Raw genomic sequence first — 20,593 nt, 5'->3', positions numbered from 1 at the left:
GTTCCCACGCAGAGCGTAGGAACGATCACTCATCACACCGGAGATTTCACGACAGTCGGACTCGGCCGCATCGAACTCAACCCGTAATAAATCAGCCCTCCCAAGGCCGAGCCGGTGAACCAGCCGTAGCTGTAGAACCAGCTGAAGGCATCGCTGCCCAGCGACAGCAGCGTCAACACCACCGGCACGCCGAACGCGATGAAGCCAAACCCGTTCCACGCCGGGTACACGTCATCACGATAGAGGCCGGCCAGATCCAGTTGCTGTTTCTTGATCAGGAAATAGTCCACCACCATGATCCCGGCGATCGGCCCCAGCAGGCTCGAATAGCCGAGCAACCAGTTGGAATACACCGTCTCCAGGCTCAGATCCGAGACAATCAGCCCGAGCTTTTTCAGCAGTTCATGGGCCATCAGCGCCAACCCGACCAACCCCGTGAGCATCACCGCCGTGGTGCGGTTGATGTACTTGGGCGCGACGTTCTGGAAATCGTTGGTTGGCGACACGATGTTGGCCGCAGTGTTGGTGGACAAGGTGGCGATGATGATCAGCGCCATGGCCAGTGCGACCCAGACCGGGCTCTGGATATGGCCGATCAAGGTGACCGGATCAGAGACGGTGACACCCACCAGTTTGACCGACGCGGCCGTCATCACCACGCCGAGGGAGGCGAACAGGAACATGGTCAGGGGTAAACCGATAATCTGCCCGACGATCTGGTCCTTCTGGCTTTTCGCGTAGCGGCTGAAGTCTGGAATATTCAGCGACAAAGTGGCCCAGAAGCCGACCATGGCGGTCAGCCCGGCGGCAAAATAACTGGCCACGCCGGCCCCTTCCGGACGCTTGGCCGGGATCGCCAGCAACTCGGTCATCGATACATTCGGCATAGCCCACACCAGCAGGCCCACGCCCACCAGTACCAACAACGGCGCCGAGAGGGTTTCCAGCCACTTGATCGAGTCCGCGCCGCGAATCACCACCCACAGGTTCAAGGCCCAGAACAGCATGAAGCCGATCACCTCGCCGGTACCGCCGAGGGCCTTCCAGCCATCGAACACCGAGCCGAGAAACAGGTGAATCGCCAGCCCACCGAACATGGTCTGGATGCCGAACCAGCCACACGCCACCAGGGCGCGGATCAGGCACGGGATGTTGGAACCGAGAATGCCGAAGGACGAGCGCAGCAATACCGGAAACGGAATGCCGTACTTGGTGCCGGGGAAGGCGTTCAGGGTCAGCGGGATCAGCACGATGATATTGGCGAACAGAATCGCCAGCAGCGCTTCGCCCACGGTCAGGCCGAAGTAGGCCGTGAGTACGCCGCCGAGGGTGTAAGTCGGCACGCAGATCGCCATGCCGACCCACAGCGCGGTGATGTGCCATTTGTTCCAGGTTCGTTCGCGCACCTTGGTCGGAGCCATGTCGTGGTTGTATCGGGGACTGTCGAGGACATCGCTGCCGGCTTCGAGCTCAAACAAGCCGTCGCGCTCGGTCACTTGCGATCTGATCTGTTGCATGGCCGCTCCACTGTTCTTTTGATTATTTTTGCTCATCAGAGGCTGGCGCAATGCGCGCGAGCCGGACGATGGCCGGAGAAACTGACAACTTTTACGGACCGGCCACGGTGTCAGCGGCGGCATCAATAAACGTGCCGGGTGCCCCGCTTGCGCCTCGGGCAGTGCCATAAAACTTTGCTAACCAACTGATGTTAATCAGCTTTATTTATCCAACTAGCGAGTCCCCGGTCAGTTGCCCTGTCACTCAGGCCGAATGCCAGGCAAGTTGTCCGAACAGTCAGGACTCAATCTGGTGCGTCGATCTTTTTTTGAAAGGTTGCGCATCAACCATAGACCATCCTCAACCGGCTGATTTCACATAGAAAATCTTGACCATATTTCCAACCTGTCAAGTGCGTCAAAATGGTGAGCGGTCTCACCATTTTGGTGATTTTAATTTTTTATCGTTATTTATCAAACAGTTAAAACAATAATAAGCTTATAAAAAATATTCTTGCTCAATCCACAAACTGCAGCTAGCGTCTATTCTTGACAGCGCTGACAGGAATACACCGATTGGCGTCTGCTTCATATAAAACATCTAGAACCGGCAATAGTCGGTCATGCCTGCGAGGAACTCGGAATGTCTCTGTTGATCCGTGGCGCCACCGTTATTACCCATGATGAAAGTTATCGCGCCGACGTCTATTGCGCCGACGGCGTGATCAAAGCCATCGGTGAAAACCTCGATGTTCCCGCCGATGCTCAAGTGCTCGACGGCAGCGGCCAATACCTGATGCCCGGCGGCATCGATCCGCACACGCACATGCAACTGCCCTTCATGGGCACGGTGGCCAGCGAAGATTTTTTCAGCGGCACCGCGGCGGGATTGGCCGGTGGCACCACGTCGATCATCGACTTCGTGATACCCAACCCACAGCAATCATTGATGGAGGCCTTTCATCAATGGCGTGGCTGGGCCGAGAAGTCGGCGTCTGACTACGGCTTTCACGTCGCCATCACCTGGTGGAGCGAGCAAGTCCGCGAGGAAATGGCCGAGCTGGTCAGCCAGCACGGGGTCAACAGCTTCAAGCATTTCATGGCCTACAAGAACGCGATCATGGCCGCCGACGATACGCTGGTGGCGAGTTTCGAGCGCTGCCTGGAATTGGGCGCGGTGCCGACCGTGCACGCGGAAAACGGCGAGCTGGTCTATCACCTGCAACGCAAGTTGATGGCCCAGGGCATCACCGGGCCGGAAGCGCATCCGCTATCACGACCTTCGCAGGTGGAAGGTGAAGCCGCGAGCCGGGCGATCCGCATTGCCGAAACGTTGGGCACGCCGCTGTACCTGGTCCACGTCTCGACCAAGGAAGCCCTCGACGAAATCACCTACGCCCGCGCCAAGGGCCAACCGGTGTACGGCGAAGTGCTGGCCGGGCATCTGCTGCTGGACGACAGCGTTTACCAACACCCGGACTGGCAGACCGCCGCCGGTTACGTGATGAGCCCACCCTTCCGCCCGCGCGGTCATCAAGAAGCCCTTTGGCACGGCCTGCAAGCGGGCAACCTGCACACCACCGCCACCGACCACTGCTGCTTCTGCGCCGAGCAAAAAGCCGCCGGCCGTGACGACTTCAGCAAGATCCCCAACGGCACCGCCGGTATCGAAGACCGCATGGCAGTGCTTTGGGATGAAGGGGTGAACACCGGGCGTTTGTCGATGCAGCACTTCGTTGCCCTTACCTCCACCAACACCGCGAAGATCTTCAACCTCTACCCGCGCAAAGGTGCGATCCGTGTCGGTGCCGATGCCGATCTGGTGCTGTGGGACCCGGAAGGCACGCGGACGATTTCAGCCAAGACTCACCACCAGCAGGTCGACTTCAACATCTTCGAAGGCAAGACCGTGCGTGGCGTACCGAGTCACACCGTCAGCCAGGGCCGTGTGGTGTGGGCCGATGGTGATTTGCGCGCCGAGCGTGGCGCGGGCCGGTATATCGAACGGCCGGCGTATCCGGCGGTGTTTGATTTGCTGAGCAAGCGGGCCGAGTTGCACAAGCCGACCGCAGTGAAACGCTGATCTGCCCTCTGTGGCGAGGGAGCTTGCTCCCGCTGGACTGCGCAGCAGGCCCAAAGCCAGTCGACTCGGGGGGGGCAGGACAACCGATTTGGCAGGATGTGGGGCGGCTTCGCCACCCAGCGGGAGCAAGCTCCCTCGCCACAGGATGATGCGAAAAAACCAATGCCCACCAGAGGCAGTACCTCAATTAACCGTGAGGCCAACACCGTGATCAAGACTTTGAACCACCTCCCGCATCCCCATGAGGACGCGGCCGCCCTCGCCGGCCATTTCACCGACCTGGCGCCGCCGCTCAACGAGCGTCAGGCGCATCTGGAAGCCTCGCGCTGCCTGTATTGCTACGACGCGCCGTGCGTGAACGCGTGCCCAAGCGACATCGACATTCCATCGTTCATCCGCAATATCCATCAGGAAAACGTGCAGGGTGCGGCGCAGAAAATCCTCTCGGCCAACATCCTCGGTGGCAGTTGTGCCCGGGTCTGTCCGACGGAAATCCTCTGCGAGCAAGCCTGCGTGCGCAACAACGCCCAGGAATGCGCGCCGGTACTGATCGGCCTGTTGCAACGCTATGCCGTGGACAACGCACACTTCAGCGAATACCCGTTCCAGCGCGCCGCCGCAACCGGCAAGCGCATTGCCGTGGTGGGGGCAGGCCCGGCCGGTTTGTCCTGCGCGCACCGCAGCGCCATGCACGGCCATGACGTAGTGATTTTCGAGGCCAGGGAAAAGGCCGGTGGCCTCAACGAATACGGGATCGCCAAGTACAAGCTGGTGGATGACTACGCGCAGAAGGAGCTTGAGTTCCTGATGGGGATTGGCGGGATCGAGATTCGTCACGGGCAGAAACTCGGCGACAACCTGACCCTCAGCGAACTGCATCAGCAATTCGATGCGGTGTTCCTCGGCCTCGGCCTGGCCGCCAGCAAACAACTGGGCCTGCCCAACGAGGATGCCMCCGGCCTGCTCCCCGCCACCGACTACATCCGCGAACTGCGCCAGGCCGATGACCTGACGCAACTGCCGCTGGCCGAACGCTGCATCGTCCTCGGTGCCGGCAACACCGCCATCGACATGGCCGTGCAAATGGCCCGTCTCGGTGCCCGGGACGTGAACCTGGTGTACCGCCGTGGTGTCGCGGACATGGGCGCTACCGCTCACGAACAGGACATCGCCAAGGCCAATCAGGTGCGGCTGTTGACCTGGGCGCAACCCGAAGAGGTGCTGCTCGACGATCAGGGCAACGTGCGCGGCATGCGCTTCGCCCGTACCCACCTGGTGGAAGGTCGCCTGCAAACCACCGGCGAAACCTTTGAACTGGCCGCCGATGCGATCTTCAAAGCCATCGGCCAGGCCTTCGACGCCGACGCCCTCGCCGATCCGCTGGCCCGTGAGCTCAAGCGTCAGGGCGATCGAATCCTCGTCGACGAGCAGCTGCGCACCAGCATTCCCGGCGTGTATGCCGGTGGCGACTGCACCAGCCTCGATCAGGACCTCACCGTGCAAGCCGTGCAGCACGGCAAGCTGGCCGCCGAGGCGATCAACGCTCAACTCATGCTCAACGTGGAGGCTGCGTAAATGGCCGATCTCTCGATTGTCTTCGCCGGCATCAAGGCCCCCAATCCGTTCTGGCTCGCTTCCGCGCCGCCGACCGACAAAGCCTACAACGTGGTCCGTGCGTTCGAGGCCGGCTGGGGTGGCGTAGTCTGGAAAACCCTGGGGGAAGACCCGGCGGCGGTCAACGTGTCGTCACGCTACTCGGCGCACTTCGGGGCTAACCGTGAAGTGATGGGCTTCAACAACATCGAGTTGATCACCGACCGTTCGCTGGAGATCAACCTGCGGGAAATCACCCAGGTCAAAAAGGACTGGCCGGACCGCGCACTGATCGTGTCGCTGATGGTGCCCTGCGTCGAGGAGTCGTGGAAAAACATCCTGCCGCTGGTGGAAGCCACCGGCGCCGATGGCATCGAGCTGAATTTCGGTTGCCCCCACGGCATGCCGGAACGGGGCATGGGCGCGGCGGTCGGCCAGGTGCCGGAATACGTCGAACAAGTCACTCGCTGGTGCAAGACCTATTGCTCGTTGCCGGTGATCGTCAAGCTCACGCCGAACATCACCGACATCCGCGTCGCCGCCCGTGCCGCCCACCGTGGTGGCGCCGATGCGGTGTCGTTGATCAACACCATCAATTCGATCACCAGCGTCAATCTGGAGCGCATGGTCGCCAATCCCGCCGTCGGCAGCCAAAGCACCCACGGCGGTTATTGCGGCTCGGCGGTGAAGCCGATTGCGTTGAACATGGTCGCCGAGATCGCCCGCGACCCGCAGACCCAGGGCTTGCCGATCAGCGGCATTGGCGGCATCGGCAGTTGGCGCGACGCGGCGGAATTCATTGCCCTGGGCAGCGGTTCGGTGCAGGTGTGCACGGCGGCGATGCTGCATGGCTTCCGGATTGTCGAGGAGATGAAGGACGGTTTGTCACGCTGGATGGACAGTCAGGGCTACGCCAGCGTGTCGGACTTTTCCGGGCGTGCGGTGAGCAATACCACGGACTGGAAGTACCTGGACATCAACTATCAGGTGATTGCGAAAATCGATCAGGAGGCGTGCATCGGTTGCGGTCGCTGCCACATCGCTTGCGAAGACACCTCGCACCAGGCGATTGCCAGCCTCAAACAGGCCGATGGCACGCATAAATATCAAGTGATCGATGAGGAGTGCGTGGGCTGCAACCTGTGCCAGATCACCTGCCCGGTGCAGGATTGCATCGAGATGGTCCCGGTGGATACGGGCAAGCCGTTTCTGGATTGGAACCATGATCCCCGCAATCCCTACCATGTCACGGTCTGAACGCAGCGTTGCCTGAACTGACGCCTTCGCGGGCAAGCCTCGCTCCTACAGTTTAATGTCGAGCCACATCAAATGATCGACGCTAAATCTGTAGGAGCGAGGCTTGCCCGCGAAGAGGTCGGCAGCCGCACCACCAACCTCAAGGCTCCAACCCGATCCCACGCAAGATCACACTGGTCACCGTCTGCACCGCCCGTTCGAACTGCATGTCCGACAACGGCTGATGATCATTGAGGATGTTCACCTGATGATCGAAGTCGGCGTAGTGCTGGGTCGAGGCCCAGATCATGTACAACAGGCTGGAAGGCTCCACCGGCAGGATGCGTTTGTCTTCCACCCACTGGCGAATTTTCGCTTCCTTCATCTTGGCCCAGTCGTACAGGCTCGCGTCCAGCTTCTCACCGAGGGTCGGCGCGCCGTGGATGATTTCGTTGGCCCAGACTTTCGAACCGTACGGCCGGCTGCGGGAATGGTTCATCTTGGCGCGGATGTAGCTACTGAGCACCACGCGCGGGTCGTCGAACATCTCGAAGCACAGGGCGTCTTGCTTCCAGACCTCCAGCAAACCCAGGAGCACCGCGCTGTACAGCTCGCTCTTGGTGCTGAAGTAGTAATGCAGGTTGGAGCGCGGCAGTTGCACTTCAGCGGCGATGTCGGCCATGGCGGTGCTGCCGAAACCTTTTTCGGCGAAGACCTTTTCGGCCGCCAACAGGATTTTTTCGACGTTACTGCGACGAATCTCGATCTTGTGATTGCCCATKAGGGCTCCCTGACAACAGCGTTGCTCAAGACTAGCATCCGCTCTACGTCGCGGCGACAGGGGAAAACGAAACTTCGTACAGCGGCCCTGCGGCAGGTAAACTGCCCGCCACTTTGAACCTGCCGCTGAGGTCTTCACGATGCTGCTCAAGAACGCCCTGACCACCGCTGCCCTGCTCGGCTCGCTGCTCGCCGCCTCATCGGTGTTTGCCCACGCCCATCTGAAAAGCCAGACCCCGGCGGCCGACAGCTCGGTGAGCGCGCCAACGGAACTGCGCCTGGTGTTTTCCGAAGGGGTTGAAGCAACGTTCACCAAAGTGAAAATCAGCAAGGACGGTGCCGACGTACCGGTAAAAAGCCTCGCCACCGAAGGCAGCGACAACAAAACCCTGGTCGTCACCCCGGCAGCGCCGTTGGCCGCTGGCGATTACAAGGTCGAATGGCACGCCGTGTCGGTCGACACCCATAAAAGTGAAGGCGCCTACCGCTTCAAGGTGGGTCAGTAATTCATGACCGAGGCGCTGGTGCTGTGCCGCTTCCTGCATTTCACCGTGGTGCTGATGTTGTTCGGGGCCTGGGTGTTCAGGCCTTTGCTGTTGGGCCGCGAAACGAAATGGCTGGATCCGGCACTGGCGCGAGTGACCCGCTGGCTCAGCGTGGTGGCGTTGCTCAGCGGCGTCGGCTGGTTGCTGCTGATCACCGCCAGCATGGCCAGTTCCCCGGAGGCGGCATTCGACCCGGCGATGCTGAACCTGGTGCTGAGCAATACCTTTTTCGGTCAGTTATGGCGCTGGCATCTGCTGCTCAATCTGTTGCTCGTGGCATTGTTGTTGACGCCCTGGCGTTCCAACATGGCCTGGCGCATCGGCCTTTCCAGCCTGCTGCTGGCGACCCTGGCCCCGGTCGGTCATGGCGCCATGCTCGATGGCCTGCAAGGCCAACTGTTAATCCTCAACCAGATTGTTCACCTGACGTGCGTCGGCGCCTGGCTCGGTGGGTTGATGTTGCTGGTGATGATCCTGCGCCAACCGGACGATCATCCCTTGAGCGCGATACTGCAACGCTTCAGCGGGATCGGTTACGCGTTGGTGGCGGGGTTGGTGATGACCGGCCTGATCAACGTGCGCGTACTGACCGGCGTGTTCTGGCCGACGCCGTTGCTGTCCGGGTTTGCGCTGATTCTGTTGATCAAGGTTGTGCTGGTGATCGCGATGCTGGGGTTGGCGCTGTTCAATCGGCTGCGGGTCAAGGATTGCCAGCAGCGTCCGGGGCTGTTGCGCACCAGCGTCATGCTGGAATGGATACTGGGGATCGGCGCGGTAGCGGCGGTTTCACTGCTGGGCACCCTGCCCCCAATGATCGCCAACTGAAACACACCCCATCTGTAGGAGCGACCTGTCGTTGGGTTGCGAAGCAGCCCCAAAGTTTCTGATGTACCAAAAATCCTGTGAGTGGTACGCACTCAAACGGGGGCAAGCCCCCTCGCCACAGGTCACCCCCCACAAGAGGTATGCGTTAGTCAGGGGTATTGGGATCCCCTTGCGCAGCGGTATCAATACTCACCACCACCGACATCCCCGGCCGCAGCCGTTCGCTCTGTTCCTGATCGGCATCGACGCTGATCCGCACCGGCACTCGCTGGGCAATCTTGACGAAGTTGCCAGTGGCATTGTCAGCCTGCAACAAGCTGAACTCGGAGCCTGTGGCCGGTGAAATCCGTTGCACCCGCCCGTGGAATTTCTGGTGGTTCAGCGCATCGACGGTGAAGCTCACCGGCTGGCCGACCCGCACGTTGTCCATCTGGGTTTCCTTCATGTTGGCGATCACCCACAACTGGTTCGGCACCAACGCCATCAGCTGCGCCCCGGAGTTGACGTAGGCGCCGAGGCGCACGCCAATCTGTCCGAGTTGACCGTCGCGCGGCGCCACCACGCGGGTGTTCGACAGGTCGATCCGCGCCAGTTGCACCGCCGCCTCAGCACTGGCCACCGCCGCTTCCAGCGAGCCGCGATTGACGATCACCGTTTGCAGATCCTGGCGGGCAATGTCCAGATTGGCCTGGGCTTGCGCCACGGCGGCAACGGTCTGGGCGTTGGCGGCCAGGGTCACGTCCAGCTCGCGTTTCGACACCGAGCCATCACCGACCAGCTCTTTGTTGCGGCGCAAATCCGCTTCACTTTTGCGCAACTGTGCCTGGGCGTCGGCGACGGCGGCCTGACGCAACTTGATGGTCGCCTCGGCGCTGTTGCGTTGCTGCACCACGTTGGCCAGCGCGGCTTTCTGCACCGCCAGTTGCGCCAGGGACTGATCGAGACGCTGCTTGTAGATGCGGTCGTCAAGGCGCACCAGTAAATCGCCGGCCTTCACGAACTGGAAATCCTGCACCGGCACTTCGTACACGTAACCGCTGAGTTGCGGGCCGATGATCGTCACCTGCCCGCGCACCAGGGCATTTTCCGTGGTCTCGACCGCGCTGCTGAACGGTGGCAGTTGCCAGGCGTACAACACGATCAGTACACCGACGAGAGCAATCGCCGCAAAGCCCAGGGACGAGATGATCCGCACCCCCAGCGAGCGCGGTTCAGAGCCCGGCGAGGATGGCGGCGTCACGCCTTCGGGGGTGGCGGCAATAGTGTTGGTGGTCGTGGTGGTCGGTTCGGTCATGAAGAAGTGGCACCGCTGGATTGTTTGGTTGGAGTGGCAGGCGCCGGGGCAACGGCTTGGGTAGTGCTCATCAGCCACAGGGCGCGAATGGAAATCCAGATCATGGTCAGCACCGCGATCACGGCAATCAGCATGAACACATCGTTATAGGCCAGGACATTAGCCTCGCGGGTGGCGGCGGCGGCCAGGCTACGGATGCCCTGCAGGTTGCGCAGGCTCGGGTCGGCAATTATCGAGCCGACCGCGTTGCCGCCGCTCTGGACCCGCGCCGCCACACGCGGGTCGAGCAACGTCAGCTGCTCGACGATGTGACTGGAATGAAACTTCTCCCGCGCGATCTGGAACGTCCCCAGCAGTGCCGCGCCGATCAAGCCGCCGAGGTTCTGGCAGATACCGAACAACACCGAGAAACTCACCAGGTTGCGCGGGCTGGACAGCACGTTACGCATGCCATAGACCATGGTCGGCCCGAGGAAAAACGTCCCACCAAAAGCCAGCAGAAACTGGCTGAAATACAGGTTTTCCGGGCGGGTCAGGTTGTTCGAATAACTGTCCATCACCGAACCGACCGCCATCAGCGCCAGGGAAATGTTCAGCGGCATGATCAGGTGCTTGGGGTCGATGGTCAGGGCGCTGGTGACCAGGCCGGCGACACTGCCGATCAACATCACCACATACAGGCTGTGCAGCTGTTGACTGCTCATGTTCAGCGTCTGCATGAACCCCACCGCGCCGGTGGACTGTTCCGACGTCACCATGCGAATCAGGATCACCGCCAGGGCCAGGCGAATCATCGCCCCGCTACCGAGCCAGCGGGTCATCAGCATCGGGTTGCTGCGATTGTGCTCGATGGCCAGGCCCGTGAGGATCAACACGATCGAAGCCGCCGACGCCACGCCGATCCACTGCGCTTCCAGCCACCAGTCGATCCGCCCCAAAGACAACACCGCGCAGAGCAAGGCCACGCCGGTGGCGAGGATGGCGAAGGTCAGGAAGTCGAGTTTTTCGAAGGTCTTGAAGCGGTCACCCGGCGGCAGTTTCAGCAGAAACACGCAGCCCAGGGACAACAGCGCCATGCCCAGTTCGAACAGGTACAGCCCGCGCCATTCGGCGATCTGCAGCAGGTCTTCGGAAAACAACCGTGCCATGGGCAAAGCCAGTTGCGAGGTGCCGAGGCCCAATACCAGCGCCTTCATCCGCCATTTCGCCGGGAAGGCCTGGATCATGTAATACAGGCCCAACGAACTCAGCGCTGCGCCGACCATGCCGTGGGCCGCGCGCACGGCGATCGCCGAACTCAGGTCGTTGACGAACAAATGGCCGAAGGTCACCAGCGCATAAAGCATCAGGAACACTTCGGTGAACGCCCGCAGGCCGAACTGCTGACGAAACTTCACCAGCAGCAGGTTCATCGACACGTTGGTCATGACGTAAGCCGCCGGCAGCCAGGCCATCTCGGCCGTGGTCGCGCCCAGCGCGCCTTGCAGATACGGCAGGTTGGCGACCACCAGCGAGTTGCCGAGACCACCGGTCAATGCCACCAACACCCCCACCAGCGCGTAGGCCAGCCGCCTGGGGTTGGAGTGCAACGGCGTCGAGGGCGATCCGGGCAGGCTGGGCCGCTCGTGGGGCTGCCAGTCGCGCGGGGTGTAGTGATCCATTCGATGGCCTTGGTTCAAGGAGTGTGGTCAGTTTGCCACAGCTGAAACACAAATCCCTCGCCACAGGCTTACTCCCGCACTGGACGGTGTGTTCGGCGGGATTCGTAAATTCTGTTTAAAAGTCTTCTCGCCCGTAGCGGATTTTTCCGGGGCAATCCAAATGACACCCTCACGGCACTGTTCAACTCAAAAGGTGCCCCTTATGACCACTGCCCATTGGCAACGCTCCCCCCGCTGGCTGAAAAATCTGCTGGCCGCCGCCCTGCTGCTGCCGTCCCTCGCGTTCGCCCAGGAACGCCCGTGGCCGGATGGCTCGCAACTGGTGATTTCGTTCTCCATGCAATTCGAAACCGGCGGCCAGCCCGACGGTGCCGAAAGTCCGTTCTCCGGCACTCCATTGCCCAAGGGTTACCCGGACATGCCGGCACAGACCTGGTTCGACTACGGCTACAAGGAAGGCCTGTGGCGGATGCTCGACTTGTGGGACCGCAACGGCATCAAGGTCACCTCCCATGTAGTGGGYGAAGCGGCGTTGAAACACCCCGAACTGGTGCGGGCGATCGCCGACCGTGGCCATGAAGTCGCCGCCCATGGCATGCGCTGGGCCGACTCTTACAACATGAGCTACGAGCAAGAGAAGGCCTTCATCGGCGACGGCGTCGAGGCGGTGCAGAAACTCACCGGTCAGCGCTCGGTGGGCTACAACGCCAATTGGCTGCGGCGCAGCCCCAATACCCTGAAAGTGCTGCAAGACCTGAACTTCACCTACCACATCGACGACGTCAGCCGTGATGAGCCGTTTGTGACGCTGGTCCGTGGCAAGAAATTCGCCGTGGTGCCTTACACCCTGCGCAACAACGACATTGTGCTGATCGAAGGCCGGCACTTCTCGGCGCAACAGTTCTACCGGCAATTGGTGCTGGAATTCGACCGCCTGTACGCCGAAGGCGCCAACCGGCGGAGGATGATGTCGGTGAGCCTGCATGACCGCATCGGCGGCACCCCGGCGATGGTCGAGGCGGTGGAGCGCTTTATCCGCTACGCCAAGTCCCATCCGAAGGTCAGCTTCATGCGCAAGGATCAGATTGCCCAGATCGTGCTGACCGAAAAGAACCCGCTGATCGATAACACCGAGGCGGCGTACAACCACTGAGCCAAATCACCGCCAAAACCGGAATGAAAAGATCGCAGACTGCGATCTTTTCATCGGCTCGCTACGCCAACAACTGACTCAACACCGCACGCAACTTGCCGGGTTTCACCRGTTTGTTCAGCAATGGCGCGTCGAGCCGCTGCAACGAGCGTCGACACTGATCGGTGCGGTCGGCGGTGATGATCACCGCCGGTATCGTCCGGCTGAAATGCTCGCGCAGATGCCGGACCACTTCACAGCCCACCACCCCGTGATCGAGGTGGTAATCCGCCAGAATCAGTTCCGGCGCCTGCCCCTGCAAAGCCACCAGCGCGGTGGCCTCATCGGTGGCGGTGACCACCTCGCAGCCCCACTGCCCGAGCAGTGCGCTCATGCTTTCAAGGATGCTGACTTCGTTGTCCAGCACCAGCAGGCGCCGCCCCGGCAGCGGGTTGCCGGTGCTCGGCTGCGGCACGGCCTGGCTGATCGGCAGTGGAATCTCACGGGAAATCGGCACCTCGATGCTGAACATCGAACCGCGCCCTGGCCGCGAATGCACCTGAATCCGGTAATCGAGGATCTTGGCGATGCGTTCGACAATCGCCAGTCCCAGGCCCACGCCCTTGCGGTCGGCGGCACGGCCAACGTCCAGTTGGTTGAATTCGAGGAAGATCGAGTCGAGACGGTCCGCCGGGATCCCGCGCCCGGTGTCCCAGACTTCGATTCGCAGCGCGTTGCCCCGGCGCCGGGCACCCAGCAGGATGCTGCCGTCGTCGGTGTAGCGGCAGGCATTGCTGAGGAAGTTGCGCAGAATCCGCGTCATCAGGCGCAAGTCGGTATGAATGGCGTAATCGCCCATGTGCACCCGCAGGTTCAACCCGGTCGCCGCGGCCACCGACTGAAACTCCGAAACCAGTGGCGCGAACAATTCATCGAGGCGGTACAGGGCGATGTCCGGCTTTACCGCGGCCTGATCGAGCCGGGAAATATCCAGCAGGTCGGTGAGCAAGTCTTCGGCCCCTTCCAGTGCCTGATGGGTGCGCTCCACCAGTACCTGTTCGACGTCGGGCAAATGCCGTTCGCGCAAGGTCGAGATCAACAAACGCGCGGCATTGAGCGGTTGCAGCAGGTCGTGACTGGCGGCGGCGAGGTATTTGTCCTTGCTGCGATTGGCCGCTTCGGCGGCATCACGGGCGTCGCGCAAGGCTTCGGCGATCTGTTTACGCTCGGTGATCTGTTGTTGCAGATTGCGGTTGGCGTCCAGCAACTCATTGGTGCGCGCGGTGACCCGTTGCTCCAGTTGATCATTGAGCTGTTGCAAGCGCTCCTGGGCCTGTTTTCGTTCGGTGATGTCGGCGACGAACCCCTCCACCAGGCCTTCCTGATCCGGTTTGAGCAGCAGGTTCATCAACACGTCGAGGACAGTGCCGTCCTTGCGCCGCAGCTGGGTTTCATAGCCCAGCAGGCTGCGCTCACGCTGGAGGACTTCGCCGATGCCTTCCAGCTCTTGCGCGCCGCCGACGAACAGCGTGCCCGCCAGGTCCGTCAGGGAAAACAGCACCTCCTGCGGGTCCTGATAGCCAAGCATCCGCGCCAGCGCCGGGTTGGCGGCGCGCATGCCTTCCTGCAGGCTGGCCTGGAAGATTCCGTGCACGGCGTTTTCGAACAGCCATTTGTAGCGGTTGCGCTCGGCCTCCAGTTCATCCAGGCGCGCGGCCAGTTCCGGGTAATGACTCTTGCGCGCCGAGTGATTGCCCAGGCCGAGTAACCCGGTCAGCGCCCGTTGCTGTTCGTCAGAGGGCTTCGCCATAGACGACCTCGACGTCGCGCTGGCTGGACTCGCGCGGGTTGGTAAGGATGCACGGGTCATCCATGGCATGTTGCGACAGGAACGGAATGTCCGACGTACTCACCCCGTGCAGGCCCAGGGTTTCGTGGAAGCCGATGGCGTGTTTGAGGGCGATCAAGTGGTCGACCAGACGTCCGCAGATCTGCCGGTGGTTCAGGCCGCGACAATCGATGCCGAAGGTCTCGGCAATCACCTTGAAGCGCTCCGGCGCCGAGCTGTAGTTGAACGCCACCACGTGCTCCACCAGCACCGCGTTGCACAAGCCGTGAGGCAGATCGAGGAATCCACCGAGGCTGTGGGACATGGCGTGCACCGCGCCGAGGATCGCGTTGGAGAACGCCAGCCCGGCCTGCATGCTGCCGAGCATGATCTTTTCCCGCAGGGCGATGTCGTTCGGGTTGGCGATCATCTGCACCAGATTGCCGTTGATCAGCCGCATCGCCTCCAGCGCGTGGGGATCGGTGAGCGGCCCGTGGCCGGTGGAAACGAAGGCCTCGATGGCGTGGACCAACGCGTCGATGCCGGTACAGGCCGACAGGAACGGGTCCATGCTCAGGGTGGTTTCCGGGTCGATCAGCGACACGTCCGGCACCGCAGCCTTGCTGACGATGGAGAATTTCATGCGTTCTTGCTGATTGGAGATGATCACGAACTGCGACACATCGGCCGACGTGCCGGCGGTGGTCGGGATCAGGATCAGCGGCGGGCTGGGCATGCGCAGGGTATCCACGCCCTCGAATTCAAGGATGTTGCGCCCGTGGGCGACGACGATGCCGATGCCCTTGCCGCAGTCCATCGGGCTGCCGYCGCCGACCGCGACGATCACATCGCAGTGATTCTCCCGGTACAGCTCGGCGCCGAGCATCACTTCCTCGATCCGCGGGTTGGGCGAAACGTCACTGTACACAAAGTAATCGATGCCCTGGGCTTGCAGGCTGGCCTCGACATCGGCGACCCAACCGGCGGCGATCACACCGGGGTCGCTGACCACCAGCACCTTGCGGGCGCCGAAGGTCTTGGCGTAATTGCCGACGTTATGCCGACAGCCGGCACCGAAGATGATTTCAGGTGAAACGAATTTACGCAGTTGACTGAGATTCTGGCTCATTGGAAAGCCTGTTTTTATTGTTTTGAAAGGTAAAGCCAACACTAAAGCATCCGGCTGCGAATGCAATCAGACCAATGGGTAGCAACTACCGGGGGTGGGGGCTTCGCGTTCGCAATTTATCCGCGATAGATCAGCCGCGAAGCCTTTTCATTGCGCAATGTCAGGTGTTCCATGCCCTGCCCCGGCGCGTCGGCTTCGTCCCGGGCCTTGAGGATGACGCTGTGGTGCGGCGACTTGCTGCACACCGGGTCGGCGTTGCTCGCGTCCCCCGTGAGCATGAACGCCTGGCAGCGGCAGCCGCCCAGGTCCTTATGTTTTTCATCGCAGGAACGGCACGGCTCTTTCATCCAGTCATCGCCACGAAACCGGTTGAAACCGAAGGAGTCGTTCCAGATGTGTTCGACGCTGTGCTCGCGCACATTGGGGAACTGCACCGGCAGCTGACGCGCGCTATGACAAGGCAACGCCGTACCGTCCGGGGTGATGTCGAGAAACAGGTTGGCCCAGCCATTCATGCAGGTCTTGGGGCGCTCTTCGTAGTAGTCCGGGGTGACGAAAATCAGCTTGCACGGGTGGCCCTCGGCCTCAAGCCGCTGGCGATACTCGTTGGTGATGCGCTCGGCGCGCTGTAATTGTTCGCGGGTCGGCAACAGGCCGACGCGGTTGAGTTCGGCCCAGCCGTAGAACTGGCAGGTCGCCAACTCGACGAAATCCGCCTCCAGCTCCAGGCACAGTTCGATGATCTGCGCGATCTGGTCGATGTTGTGCCGATGGGTGACGAAGTTCAGCACCATCGGGTAGCCCTGGGCTTTCACCGCCCGGGCCATGGCCAGTTTCTGGGCGAAGGCCTTGCGTGATCCAGCGAGCATGTTGTTGACCGCTTCGTCGGCGGCCTGAAAGCTGATCTGGATGTGGTCCAGCCCGGCGACCTTGAAGTCGCGGACCTTCTGCTCGGTCAGGCCGATACCCGAGGTGATCAGGTTGGTGTAGTAACCCATGTCCCGCGCGGCCTTGATCAGCTCGGCCAGGTCCTGGCGCACCAACGGCTCGCCACCGGAAAACCCCAGTTGCGCGGCGCCCATCTCCCGGGCCTCGCGGAACACCCGGATCCACTCTTCCGTGCTCAACTCCTCACCCTGTTGGGCGAAATCCAAGGGATTGGAGCAATACGGGCATTGCAGCGGGCAGCGATAGGTCAGCTCCGCCAACAGCCACAACGGTGGGCCGGGTTGCTGCTCGATCGCGTTCACAGGGCGATCCCCCGGTGCCAGACCCGCTCGGCGGTGACCGTGTGATACGGCGGGCGGTCCAGCTCATAGGCCATGCTCATCGCGTCGAGCATGCTCCACAGCACATCAAGCTTGAACTGCAGAATCTCCAGCATGCGCTGCTGGCCCTCGACCGTGACGTAATGCGCCAGGGTGATGCGCAAGCCATGCTCGACATCGCGCCGGGCCTGGCTCAGGCGCGTACGGAAATAGTCGTAACCGGCCGGGTCGATCCATGGGTAATGGCTGGGCCAGGCGTCGAGCCGAGACTGATGGATCTGCGGCGCGAACAGCTCGGTCAGCGAACTGCTGGCCGCTTCCTGCCAGCAAGCACGGCGGGCGAAATTGACGTAGGCGTCCACGGCAAATCGCACACCCGGCAGCACCAACTCTTGCGAGAGAATTTGTTCGCGATCCAGCCCCACCGCTTCGCCCAGACGCAACCAGGCTTCGATGCCGCCTTCGCTGCCGGGGACACCGTCATGGTCGAGAATCCGTTGCAGCCATTCCCGCCGCACGTCGCGGTCCGGACAGTTGGCGAGAATGGCCGCGTCCTTCAGGGGAATGTTCACCTGATAGTAGAAGCGATTGGCGACCCAGCCCTGGATCTGCTCGCGGGTGGCGCGCCCGGCGTACATCGCTTGGTGGAATGGATGATGGATGTGGTAATAGGCGCCTTTGGCGCGCAGGGCCGCTTCGAATTCGGTGGGGGTCATGGGGGTGTCAGTCATTGCGGTTCTCCGGGGAATAACCGTTGGGTTCTGCGATGAGGCCATCCGCTACAGCTCAATACTCATGCCGTCATAAGCCACTTCAATCCCCCGCCGTTCCAGCAACGCCCGCTCGGCCGAGTCTTCGTCGAGGATCGGGTTGGTGTTGTTGATGTGGATCAGCACCTTGCGCTGGCGATTGAAGCCCTCCAGCACTTCGAGCATCCCGCCGGGACCGCTTTGCGGCAGGTGGCCCATTTCGCGGCCCAGGCTCTGGCCGACTTCACATACGCGCATTTCATCGTCGCGCCACAGCGTGCCGTCCAGCAGCAGGCAATCGGCGCGCTGCATCCAGCTCAATACCTCGGCGTCGACCTGCCCCAGACCCGGCGCATAGAACACCGATGCTCCGTTGCGCAGGTCTTCGATGAACAGGCCGATGGTGTCCCCCGGCTGCGGGTTGCCACGGTTGGGGGAATACGGCGGTGCGTTGCTGACCAATGGAATGGCGCGAAATTGCAGGTGTTGGCAGGCTGCGATGCTGAACGGCTCACGGTCCAGTTCGATCGGTTGCCACTGCAAACCACCGTTCCAGTGTTTGAGCATGGTGAACAACGGGAAGCCGCTGCTCAGGTCTTCATGCACCCGCTCGGTGCACCAGACCGAATGCGGGCAGCCTTCGCGCAGGCTCAACAGGCCGGTGCAATGGTCGATCTGACTGTCCAGCAGGACCACGCCGRCAATCGCCGTGTCACGCACGCGGCGGGCCGGTTGCAGCGTCGGGAAGCTTTCGAGTTGGGCGCGGATGTCTGGTGACGCATTGCAGAGTATCCATTCCACACCGTCGTCGCTCAGGGCAATGGACGACTGCGTGCGGCGTTGCGCGTGCAGGGTGCCGCGGCGCATCGCCGCGCATTGACGGCAGTTGCAGTTCCATTGCGGAAAACCGCCGCCGGCGGCGGAACCGAGAACGCGGATGTGCATGGCAGGCTCCAGAAAGCAGGCCCGGCCAACGCGACGGCTGACCGGGCGATCAATCAACGGTTGGCGAAATACATCGTCACTTCGAAGCCAATGCGCAGATCGGTAAACGCGGGTTTATGCCACATGGGTCATTCCTCTTCTTGTGCCGGACGATTCCGGTAGAGCCATTAATGCACGGGGCGCCAACTGCCCGAATGCTACTTTCGAAGGAGGTGGCGGCGTGCGTTGGTAGGGGGGCGCGCAGATCTTAAGCACCACACAAAATCCTGTGGGAGCGGGTTTGCCCGCGATAGCGGAATGTCAGTCAACGAATGTGTTGAATGTGACGACGCCTTCGCGGGCAAGCCTCGCTCCTACAGGGATGCGCGGACCTCACGGCCAACACATAACCTGTAGGAGCGAGGCTTGCCCGCGAAGGCCATCACCCGGTTTCAGGTCGTATCAGAAGAACCCCAGCGGATTGATGTCGTAGCTCACCAGCAGGTTTTTGGTCTGTTGGTAATGGTCGAGCATCATCTTGTGGTTCTCACGGCCGACACCGGACTTCTTGTAGCCACCGAACGCGGCGTGGGCCGGGTACAGGTGGTAGCAGTTGGTCCAGACGCGCCCGGCCTTGATCGCCCGGCCCATGCGGTAGGCGCGGTTGATGTCGCGGGTCCACAGGCCCGCACCGAGGCCGAACTCGCTGTCGTTGGCGATCGCCAGGGCTTCGGCTTCGTCCTTGAAGGTGGTGACACCCACCACCGGGCCGAAGATTTCTTCCTGGAACACGCGCATTTTGTTGTGGCCCTTGAGCAGCGTCGGCTGGATGTAATAGCCGCTGGACAAGTCGCCTTCCAGCCGCTCGGCCGCGCCGCCAGTGAGCAGCTCGGCGCCCTCCTCCTGGGCGATTTTCAGGTACGAGAGGATCTTGTCGTATTGCTGCTCGGACGCCTGGGCGCCGACCATGGTCTCGGTGTCCAGCGGGTTGCCGCGCTTGATCTTGACGATCTTCTTCATCACCTCGGCCATGAACGGCTCGTAGATCGATTCCTGCACCAGTGCCCGCGACGGACAAGTGCAGACTTCGCCCTGGTTGAAGAACGCCAGCACCAGGCCTTCGGCGGCTTTTTCGATGAACTGCGGTTCGGCGTTCATGATGTCTTCGAAGAAGATGTTCGGCGACTTGCCGCCCAGCTCAACGGTGCTTGGAATGATGTTCTCGGCTGCGCAATGCATGATGTGCGCGCCCACCGGGGTGGAACCGGTGAAGGCGATCTTGGCGATGCGCTTGCTGGTGGCCAGCGCTTCACCGGCTTCGCGACCGAAGCCCTGGACGATGTTCAGCACGCCGGCCGGCAGCAAATCGGCGATCAGCTCGGCGAACACCATGATCGACAGCGGTGTTTGCTCGGCGGGTTTGAGCACGATGCAGTTGCCGGCCGCCAGCGCCGGGGCGAGTTTCCAGGCGGCCATCAGCAGCGGGAAGTTCCACGGAATGATCTGCCCGACCACGCCCAGTGGTTCGTGGAAATGATAGGCGGTAGTCAGTTCGTTGATTTCAGCGGCACCGCCCTCTTGAGCGCGGATGCAACCGGCGAAGTAACGGAAGTGGTCGGCGGCCAGCGGCACGTCAGCGTTGAGGGTTTCGCGCACGGCCTTGCCGTTGTCCCAGGTTTCGGTGACGGCGAGGATTTCCAGGTTCTGTTCGATGCGGTCAGCGATTTTCAGCAGCACCAGCGAGCGGTCCTGCGCCGAGGTTTTGCCCCAGGCATCAGCGGCGGCATGGGCGGCGTCGAGAGCCTTTTCGATGTCGGCGGCGCTGGAGCGCGGGAATTCGGCGATCACTTCACCGGTGACCGGTGAGGTATTGGTGAAGTACTCGCCATTGACCGGGGCGACGAACTCGCCGCCGATGAAATTGCCGTAGCGCGGTTTGAAGGAAACGATGGCGCCAGGTGTTCCGGGTTGTGCGTCGGTTGGGGCCGGGAACGTTGGGGGCGGCTTCGCAGCCCAGCGGGAGCAAGCTCCCTCGCCACAGGTCATTCAT

The 20,593-nt window shown here is 61.7% G+C and carries 17 protein-coding genes; 6 read left to right on the top strand and 11 right to left on the bottom strand.

What is annotated here, in order from left to right; translation table 11 throughout:
• Positions 1 to 32: 32 nt before the first annotated feature.
• Entirely contained in the window at positions 33 to 1,517 is a 1,485-nt protein-coding gene (locus tag AC1DIS_RS27110) for an NCS1 family nucleobase:cation symporter-1 (RefSeq protein ID WP_018929683.1), read from the bottom strand.
• A 622-nt stretch (positions 1,518 to 2,139) separates the two neighbouring features.
• Between AC1DIS_RS27110 and hydA the strand changes: the two genes are divergently transcribed.
• The 3 genes from hydA to preA all read left to right on the top strand — a co-directional run bounded on the left by hydA (position 2,140) and on the right by preA (position 6,429).
• Positions 2,140 to 3,579, top strand: coding sequence for a dihydropyrimidinase (hydA, locus tag AC1DIS_RS27105; protein ID WP_018929684.1), 1,440 nt, complete (start codon positions 2,140 to 2,142; stop codon positions 3,577 to 3,579).
• A 207-nt stretch (positions 3,580 to 3,786) separates the two neighbouring features.
• A complete protein-coding gene (locus AC1DIS_RS27100) occupies positions 3,787 to 5,154 on the top strand; it encodes an NAD(P)-dependent oxidoreductase (protein ID WP_477781199.1) in 1,368 nt (455 codons plus the stop codon).
• Positions 5,155 to 6,429 (top strand): NAD-dependent dihydropyrimidine dehydrogenase subunit PreA, encoded by a 1,275-nt coding sequence (preA, locus tag AC1DIS_RS27095; RefSeq protein WP_258612237.1) that lies wholly within the window; start codon positions 5,155 to 5,157, stop codon positions 6,427 to 6,429.
• A gap of 139 nt (positions 6,430 to 6,568) precedes the next feature.
• Here preA and AC1DIS_RS27090 read toward each other — a convergent pair whose 3' ends face one another.
• On the bottom strand, positions 6,569 to 7,189 hold the full coding sequence (locus AC1DIS_RS27090; RefSeq protein WP_007937670.1) for a TetR/AcrR family transcriptional regulator: 621 nt from the start codon (positions 7,187 to 7,189) through the stop codon (positions 6,569 to 6,571).
• Positions 7,190 to 7,328: 139 nt separating this feature from the next.
• Between AC1DIS_RS27090 and copC the strand changes: the two genes are divergently transcribed.
• Both copC and copD read left to right on the top strand, forming a co-directional pair.
• Positions 7,329 to 7,694, top strand: coding sequence for a copper homeostasis periplasmic binding protein CopC (gene copC, locus AC1DIS_RS27085; RefSeq protein ID WP_477742964.1), 366 nt, complete (start codon positions 7,329 to 7,331; stop codon positions 7,692 to 7,694).
• Between the two features lie 3 nt (positions 7,695 to 7,697).
• A complete protein-coding gene (gene copD, locus AC1DIS_RS27080) occupies positions 7,698 to 8,558 on the top strand; it encodes a copper homeostasis membrane protein CopD (RefSeq protein ID WP_477742963.1) in 861 nt (286 codons plus the stop codon).
• Positions 8,559 to 8,703: 145 nt separating this feature from the next.
• Here the strand turns inward: copD and AC1DIS_RS27075 are convergent, their stop codons facing one another.
• Both AC1DIS_RS27075 and AC1DIS_RS27070 read right to left on the bottom strand, forming a co-directional pair.
• The gene (locus AC1DIS_RS27075; protein ID WP_477742962.1) at positions 8,704 to 9,852 is read right to left on the bottom strand and encodes an HlyD family secretion protein; all 1,149 of its coding nucleotides are present in this window, start codon (positions 9,850 to 9,852) and stop codon (positions 8,704 to 8,706) included.
• Complete coding sequence (locus AC1DIS_RS27070; protein ID WP_477742961.1) at positions 9,849 to 11,513, bottom strand: MFS transporter; 1,665 nt, start codon at positions 11,511 to 11,513, stop codon at positions 9,849 to 9,851. Before AC1DIS_RS27070 ends, AC1DIS_RS27075 begins: the two co-directional genes overlap by 4 nt.
• 202 nt (positions 11,514 to 11,715) lie before the next feature.
• On the opposite strand from AC1DIS_RS27070, the gene AC1DIS_RS27065 reads away from it, so the two are divergent.
• Positions 11,716 to 12,666: a polysaccharide deacetylase family protein gene (locus AC1DIS_RS27065; RefSeq protein WP_477742960.1), complete on the top strand. Its 951-nt coding sequence runs from the start codon at positions 11,716 to 11,718 to the stop codon at positions 12,664 to 12,666.
• Between the two features lie 61 nt (positions 12,667 to 12,727).
• Here the strand turns inward: AC1DIS_RS27065 and AC1DIS_RS27060 are convergent, their stop codons facing one another.
• The 7 genes from AC1DIS_RS27060 to exaC all read right to left on the bottom strand — a co-directional run bounded on the left by AC1DIS_RS27060 (position 12,728) and on the right by exaC (position 20,589).
• Positions 12,728 to 14,455, bottom strand: coding sequence for a hybrid sensor histidine kinase/response regulator (locus tag AC1DIS_RS27060; RefSeq protein WP_477781198.1), 1,728 nt, complete (start codon positions 14,453 to 14,455; stop codon positions 12,728 to 12,730).
• Positions 14,439 to 15,602, bottom strand: coding sequence for an alcohol dehydrogenase-like regulatory protein ErcA (gene ercA / locus AC1DIS_RS27055; protein WP_477781197.1), 1,164 nt, complete (start codon positions 15,600 to 15,602; stop codon positions 14,439 to 14,441). Before ercA ends, AC1DIS_RS27060 begins: the two co-directional genes overlap by 17 nt.
• 116 nt (positions 15,603 to 15,718) lie before the next feature.
• Entirely contained in the window at positions 15,719 to 16,852 is a 1,134-nt protein-coding gene (gene pqqE / locus AC1DIS_RS27050; protein WP_064618299.1) for a pyrroloquinoline quinone biosynthesis protein PqqE, read from the bottom strand.
• Entirely contained in the window at positions 16,849 to 17,601 is a 753-nt protein-coding gene (pqqC, locus tag AC1DIS_RS27045) for a pyrroloquinoline-quinone synthase PqqC (RefSeq protein ID WP_018929700.1), read from the bottom strand. The genes pqqE and pqqC overlap by 4 nt, the downstream gene beginning before the upstream one ends.
• A gap of 48 nt (positions 17,602 to 17,649) precedes the next feature.
• A complete protein-coding gene (pqqB, locus tag AC1DIS_RS27040) occupies positions 17,650 to 18,564 on the bottom strand; it encodes a pyrroloquinoline quinone biosynthesis protein PqqB (protein ID WP_477781196.1) in 915 nt (304 codons plus the stop codon).
• 53 nt (positions 18,565 to 18,617) lie between these two features.
• Positions 18,618 to 18,689: a pyrroloquinoline quinone precursor peptide PqqA gene (pqqA, locus tag AC1DIS_RS27035; RefSeq protein WP_081499480.1), complete on the bottom strand. Its 72-nt coding sequence runs from the start codon at positions 18,687 to 18,689 to the stop codon at positions 18,618 to 18,620.
• A 316-nt stretch (positions 18,690 to 19,005) separates the two neighbouring features.
• On the bottom strand, positions 19,006 to 20,589 hold the full coding sequence (gene exaC, locus AC1DIS_RS27030) for an acetaldehyde dehydrogenase ExaC (RefSeq protein WP_477781195.1): 1,584 nt from the start codon (positions 20,587 to 20,589) through the stop codon (positions 19,006 to 19,008).
• Positions 20,590 to 20,593 lie beyond the last annotated feature (4 nt).

It is taken from the genome of Pseudomonas sp. 05N433 (genome assembly GCF_056396925.1).
Note: the sequence above shows the minus strand (reverse complement) of the source record. Positions and strands in the feature narration are given on the sequence as shown.